General features: G+C 48.2%; 6 protein-coding genes. 5 read left to right on the top strand and 1 reads right to left on the bottom strand.

From position 1 onward, the window contains the following. The 5 genes from ccoG to A3751_RS03360 form a co-directional block, all read left to right on the top strand. Positions 1–832, top strand: an 832-nt coding sequence (gene ccoG, locus A3751_RS03380) for a cytochrome c oxidase accessory protein CcoG (RefSeq protein WP_082863028.1), incomplete at its 5' end; no start/stop codon positions are given. A gap of 5 nt (positions 833–837) precedes the next feature. Further along, complete coding sequence (locus A3751_RS03375) at positions 838–1,338, top strand: FixH family protein (protein ID WP_068452074.1); 501 nt, start codon at positions 838–840, stop codon at positions 1,336–1,338. 47 nt (positions 1,339–1,385) lie between these two features. After that, positions 1,386–3,821, top strand: a complete 2,436-nt coding sequence (locus tag A3751_RS03370) for a heavy metal translocating P-type ATPase (RefSeq protein ID WP_068452071.1) — start codon at positions 1,386–1,388, stop codon at positions 3,819–3,821. A gap of 6 nt (positions 3,822–3,827) precedes the next feature. Then, on the top strand, positions 3,828–4,034 hold the full coding sequence (gene ccoS, locus A3751_RS03365) for a cbb3-type cytochrome oxidase assembly protein CcoS (protein ID WP_068452068.1): 207 nt from the start codon (positions 3,828–3,830) through the stop codon (positions 4,032–4,034). A gap of 9 nt (positions 4,035–4,043) precedes the next feature. Next, positions 4,044–4,694, top strand: coding sequence for a sulfite exporter TauE/SafE family protein (locus tag A3751_RS03360; protein ID WP_068452065.1), 651 nt, complete (start codon positions 4,044–4,046; stop codon positions 4,692–4,694). A gap of 35 nt (positions 4,695–4,729) precedes the next feature. Here the strand turns inward: A3751_RS03360 and ttcA are convergent. After that, positions 4,730–5,507, bottom strand: a 778-nt coding sequence (ttcA, locus tag A3751_RS03355; protein WP_068452062.1) for a tRNA 2-thiocytidine(32) synthetase TtcA, incomplete at its 5' end; no start/stop codon positions are given.

Here is a 5,507-nt window from a genome sequence, read left to right as displayed (position 1 = left end):
GAACGGTTGGGCCTACTTCTGGATCGGCTTCTTTACTGTAGCGACTTATTTAAACGCAGGCTGGTTGCGCGAACAGGTCTGTCTCTATATGTGCCCTTACGCGCGCTTTCAGTCGGTCATGTTTGATCCGGATACACTCATCGTCTCGTACGACAAAGGTCGGGGCGATCCACGAGGCAGCCGCAAGCGCAACGCAGATTATAAAGAGCAAGGCCTTGGCGACTGTGTTGATTGCGGCATGTGTGTTCAAGTCTGCCCCACCGGCATTGATATCCGTGATGGGCTGCAGTACGAATGCATCGGCTGCGCCCTGTGCATTGATGCCTGTGACTCAATCATGGATAAAATGAACTATCCAAAAGGCTTGATCAGCTACACAACCGAACAACGACTCGAAGGTAAGTCGAGCCATATCTTAAGGCCAAAATCGATTGCTTACGCGGCGTTGCTCGTGATTATGACAGGCACATTCCTGATGCATATATTGAATCGCGTACCGCTCGAAATTGATGTAATTCGTGATCGAGGCTCTCTGTTCCAGCTCAATGGGTTGGGCGAGATAGAGAACTCTTATACCGTTAAAGTTATGAATATGACTGATGAGAATCAACGCATGACGCTTGAAGTTTCCGGCTTTGATGGTTTGAAGATTGGTACGACTTCTGAATTCGAAGTTGTTTCCGGAGAAGTATACAATCTCCCAACAATTGTCGAAGCGAAACCGTCCGATTTACCAGGCAGCAGTAATGAAATCAACTTTACCGTTCGCTCCATAGACAATCCTGAACTTGAAGCGTACTCAGAAAGTCGCTTTCTCGGATCAAAAGAGTAAATTTTATGAGTACCCAAGCAATGAGCGAACCGAAACAGAAGTGGTATCAGCAACGCTGGCTTCTCTTTGTAATGAGTGTTCCAGCTGCTTCTGTCATTCTTAGTAGTATCATGATCTACCATGCCGTAACCGGCAAAGATTCATTGGTAAATGACAACTACTATAAATATGGCATGGAAATAAATCAGACCATTGGTCAAGACAAGCTCGCAAAATCACTTGCCGTAGAGGCGACGGTCACCATCAAAGAAGATGGCGACGTGATCATAAACTTGGCTTCTCTCGCCACAGAAGTTGAGCCGTTTCTCACGTTGAAGCTAGTGCACCCAACACTTGGAAACCTCGACAGCGAAACAAAGCTTTTTCCGAGCCCGTCAGGGTATACCGCTCAGGTGCCAGAGAATTTGAGCGGGCTTTGGTATTTAGACTTATATTCGCATGACGAATCTTGGCGTATTCGTCGCCAGACTTCCCTTCCCACGAATGCCTTTGTAATGACACCATAGGGCGTTGTAGGGAACTTCTTACGGCCATGCTATGTGGACGAGGCTAGATGAGCCAAAACTGCTTTCATTGCGGAGAAACGATTCCACTAGGATTTCATGCGCAACTGCAAATTAAGGGGCAGCTAGCTGCGTTCTGCTGTTATGGCTGTCAGGCTGTGGCGCAAGTCATCCTAGATGACGGACTAGAAAATTTCTACAGCCATCGAACAGCCCTCGCGAGCAAGCCACTGGAACTTGCTGATGACGAAATCACGCAACTCAGACTGTATGACGACCCCCTGCTCCAGGAAGAGTTTGTTCAGACAGTCAGCGTTGACGACACGCAAACCTCTCAGCAGTCTTCACGACAAACCTCTCTTAGTATTTCCGGTATTACTTGCGCGGCGTGTATCTGGCTTCTCGAACGTGAAATCAATCGACTCGATGGCGTTCTCAGCTTCTCGATCAATCACAGCACCCATAAAGCATTCATCGAATGGGAGCCTTCCTTTCAACTGAGTAATGCGTTGATTCAAGCACGTAAGCTCGGCTATCAAGCGAAGCCTTACCGACATCACGAAGCTAAAGTCGCGGCGATACGAGAAAAGCGTATGGCCATTTTCCGTATTGCGGTCGCTGGCATAGCCACAATGCAGAACATGATGTTTTCGATCCCACTCTATCTCGGGATGTACAACGATGCAGATACGCAGTTAATCGGTTTATTTCGCTGGGTCAGCATGTTCATGGCGGCACCTGTCGTATTGTTCTCAGCCCTGCCTTTTTACCTCGCGGCAATCCGCTCTCTCCGAGCAAAGAAGCTCAGCATGGATGTACCTGTGAGCATTGCTATCATCGTTGCCTATCTCGCCAGCTCCTTTACGACGATCACCACGGTTCCGACGCTCGAGTCAGATGTATATTTTGACTCTGTTGCGATGTTTGCATTTTTCCTACTTGTTGGACGCTTTGTCGAAATGCAGACTCGCCATCATTTTCTTACTGATGACGCCGATATGGACCAACTTCTGCCTGAGACGGCAACGATCATGGTCAACGGAAAACCTCAGAGTGTGGTAAGCCATCGTATCGCCTCCGGTGACATTTTGCGTATTAAACAGGGCGAAGTTGCTGCTGCCGATGGCGTTGTAGTGTCGGGATCATCGTTGTTTGATGAGGCCGCGCTAACCGGGGAGTTCTTGCCCGTCGCAAAAAACGAGCATGACTTTGTCAGCGCAGGGACGGCTAACATCGAAAATACTATTGAGATACGCGTTAGCGCACCAGCAAAGTCTAGCCGACTCTCCTCAATAGTCCGCTTGATAGGCCAAGCACAATCAGCAAAACCTAGAACACAAACAATGGCAGACAATCTTGCATCTTATTTTGTCGCTTTGGTCTTAGTCTCCTGCACTGCAACAGGGGTCTACTGGTTCTTGAATGATTCAAAACATGTTCTGGCAATCACGCTTTCAGTTCTAGTCGTAACATGTCCCTGCGCACTATCCCTTGCCACACCGACCGCCCTCACGGGGGCTACAGCAGCACTCCGTAAACTCGGCTTCCTTCTGGCGAAGAACCATGTTTTGGAAGCAATGTCGCGCGCTGATGATGTCATTTTCGATAAGACAGGAACGCTGACGCAAGGCAAACTGAGTATCGCACACATAGAACCTTTATCGGGCCAGTCGGAGGAGCACGTTCTTGGCATTGCAACAGCGTTGGAACGGGAGACGCACCATCCGATTGCGAGAGCATTTGATTGCTCTGTCGCGACTTCAGCGAGCAATCTTCAGCATCATACCGGCCAGGGCGTATCCGGCGAGGTAGAGGGAACTCGCTATTTTCTGGGTAGCGCGCGCTTTATCGAACAGGTAACAAAAGACGGCTTCTCATCTGTTAGCGGCGCTAAGGAAAGTCACTCTCAAGTATTTCTTAGTTCAGATCAGCATATTTTGGCGCGATTCGATCTTAGCGACACACTCCGCCCTGAAGCAGCCGAGACAGTTAGAGCACTCGCTAAGCGCGGCTCAACCATCCATATATTGAGTGGCGACCAGCAATCTGCCGTGGAAAACATCGCTGAAAAACTGAGGATTGCGCATATAAACGCTGAGCAAAGCCCCGAAGACAAACTCGCCTACGTCAAAGCGTTACAAGACAAGGGCCGAAGTGTGGTTATGGTCGGCGATGGCATTAATGACCTGCCCGTTTTAGCACAGGCTGATCTCTCTATTGCTATGGGCAGCGCCAGTGATCTCACAAAACTGAATTCAGATGCCGTGCTATTAAACGAGCATCTAGATGTCCTGGCGAAAGCCTTTGAGCACGCTTCAAAGACACGTAAAATCATAAAAGAAAACATCGCATGGGCGCTCGGATATAATCTTTGCATGCTACCATTGGCGATGATTGGCCTTGTTCCGCCGTACTTTGCGGCACTTGGCATGTCACTTAGCTCATTGATTGTCGTTTTTAATTCTACTCGTCTTCGAAGCACGTAAGGCCTTATGGAAATTCTCTACATACTGATTCCTGTTTCTCTCATTCTAGTGACCATTGCGATTGTACTTTTTGGCTGGGCTATAAAGAACGGCCAATACGATGACCTTGAAGGGCCCGGCCACAGCATCTTGTTTGATGACGATGATGACATGATTCCAGGCCCAGACGATAAACCGAGAAACAAGCCTCTAGCAAAGTCTGAACAGGAGTAAACACCTATTTTGCTTGAAACCCTGCTAAGCGCTTTTCTACTTGGAATATTGGGTTCAGGCCACTGCCTCGGCATGTGCGGTGGGCTATCATCAGCGCTAGGCCTTCAGAGTTCCCAACAAAGCTATGTTCTTAGCTATCACCTAGGCCGTGTCGTGTCTTACACAATGGCGGGTATCTTTGTAGGGTTGATCGGTTTTTGGTTCGCAGAATATTTAGGTGCCTTAACCGCTTTAAGGGCGCTTGCAGCCATTATGCTGATTCTGATGGGTTTTTACCTAGCGGGTTGGTTCAATGGACTCATATTAAGTGAAAAGCTAGGGAGTCTTGTTTGGCGTAGGCTACAACCTCTCGGAAAACGCTATCTTCGCCCTTCGGGCCAAGCTCAAGCGATATGCCTCGGTTTAGTTTGGGGCTGGCTGCCTTGCGGCTTAGTATATTCAAGTTTGATCTACGCAAGCTCTCAAGCGCATTGGTTTAACTCAGCGCTCACAATGCTGTGCTTTGGTATTGGAACGCTGCCAAGTATGCTCGGGGTGTCGTTTATGGGCAAACAAGCCACAGCGTGGCTGAATAGCACACGATTCAGAAAAGCAGCCGGTATTGCCTTGCTCATTTATGGTGTCTGGTCCCTTACTCAATTAGTGCATTTTTATCAGTAAAAGCACCTGACTCCGCACTACTCGCCTATTTTGACTCAAGGCTGATAGATTTCTAGCACCTGAACAATACCCATATCTTCGCTAGACTTTGAAGACGAAATGATTTGATCATTATCAAACTCATAGGGCTTTCGTTGCCCTGAGCGGTCTATTTCAAGGCTCTCAAAATCAAAGAGTTTTGTATCCGCTAGCTGCGACGGCGCGACATTCTGAAGAGAGCTAAATATCGCCTCTACTCTCGAGGGATATTGGCGCTCCCAGTCTTGCAGCATTGTCTTGATGGTTTGACGTTGTAAGTTTTCTTGCGAGCCGCATAAATTACATGGAATGATCGGATATTCCATGATATCTGCGAAGCGCTCGATGTCCTTTTCACGGTTATACGCAAGCGGTCGAATAACAATGTTGCGGCCGTCATCCGAGAGGAGTTTTGGCGGCATCGCAGACAATTTGGAGCCATGAAACATGTTCAAAAACATGGTTTCGACAATGTCGTCCTTGTGATGCCCCAAGGCAATCTTCGTCGCTTTTATATCTTCTGCAAAAGAATAGAGCGTGCCTCTGCGCAGACGAGAGCACAAGCCACAGGTCGTCTTCCCTTCGGGAATCTTCGACTTAACGATGGAATAAGTATCTCGGTCAACAATGTAGTATTCAATCCCTAAGGACTCGAGATACTCAGGCAATATATGCTCCGGAAAACCAGGCTGTTTCTGATCTAAGTTGACTGCCACAAGTTCAAAGTTAATAGGTGCGCTTTTTTGCAGACTCATGAGGATGGAAAGCATGGTATAGCTGTCTTTACCGCCCGAG

Source organism: Oleiphilus sp. HI0080 (genome assembly GCF_001635135.1).
Note: the sequence above shows the minus strand (reverse complement) of the source record. Positions and strands in the feature narration are given on the sequence as shown.

What these genes read in the sequence shown, in the direction of transcription:
- A3751_RS03370 (WP_068452071.1), top strand. Translation starts at nt 1,386, where the DNA reads ATGAGCCAAAACTGCTTTCATTGCGGAGAAACGATTCCACTAGGATTT.
- A3751_RS03375 (WP_068452074.1), top strand. Translation starts at nt 838, where the DNA reads ATGAGTACCCAAGCAATGAGCGAACCGAAACAGAAGTGGTATCAGCAA.
- ccoS (WP_068452068.1), top strand. Translation starts at nt 3,828, where the DNA reads ATGGAAATTCTCTACATACTGATTCCTGTTTCTCTCATTCTAGTGACC.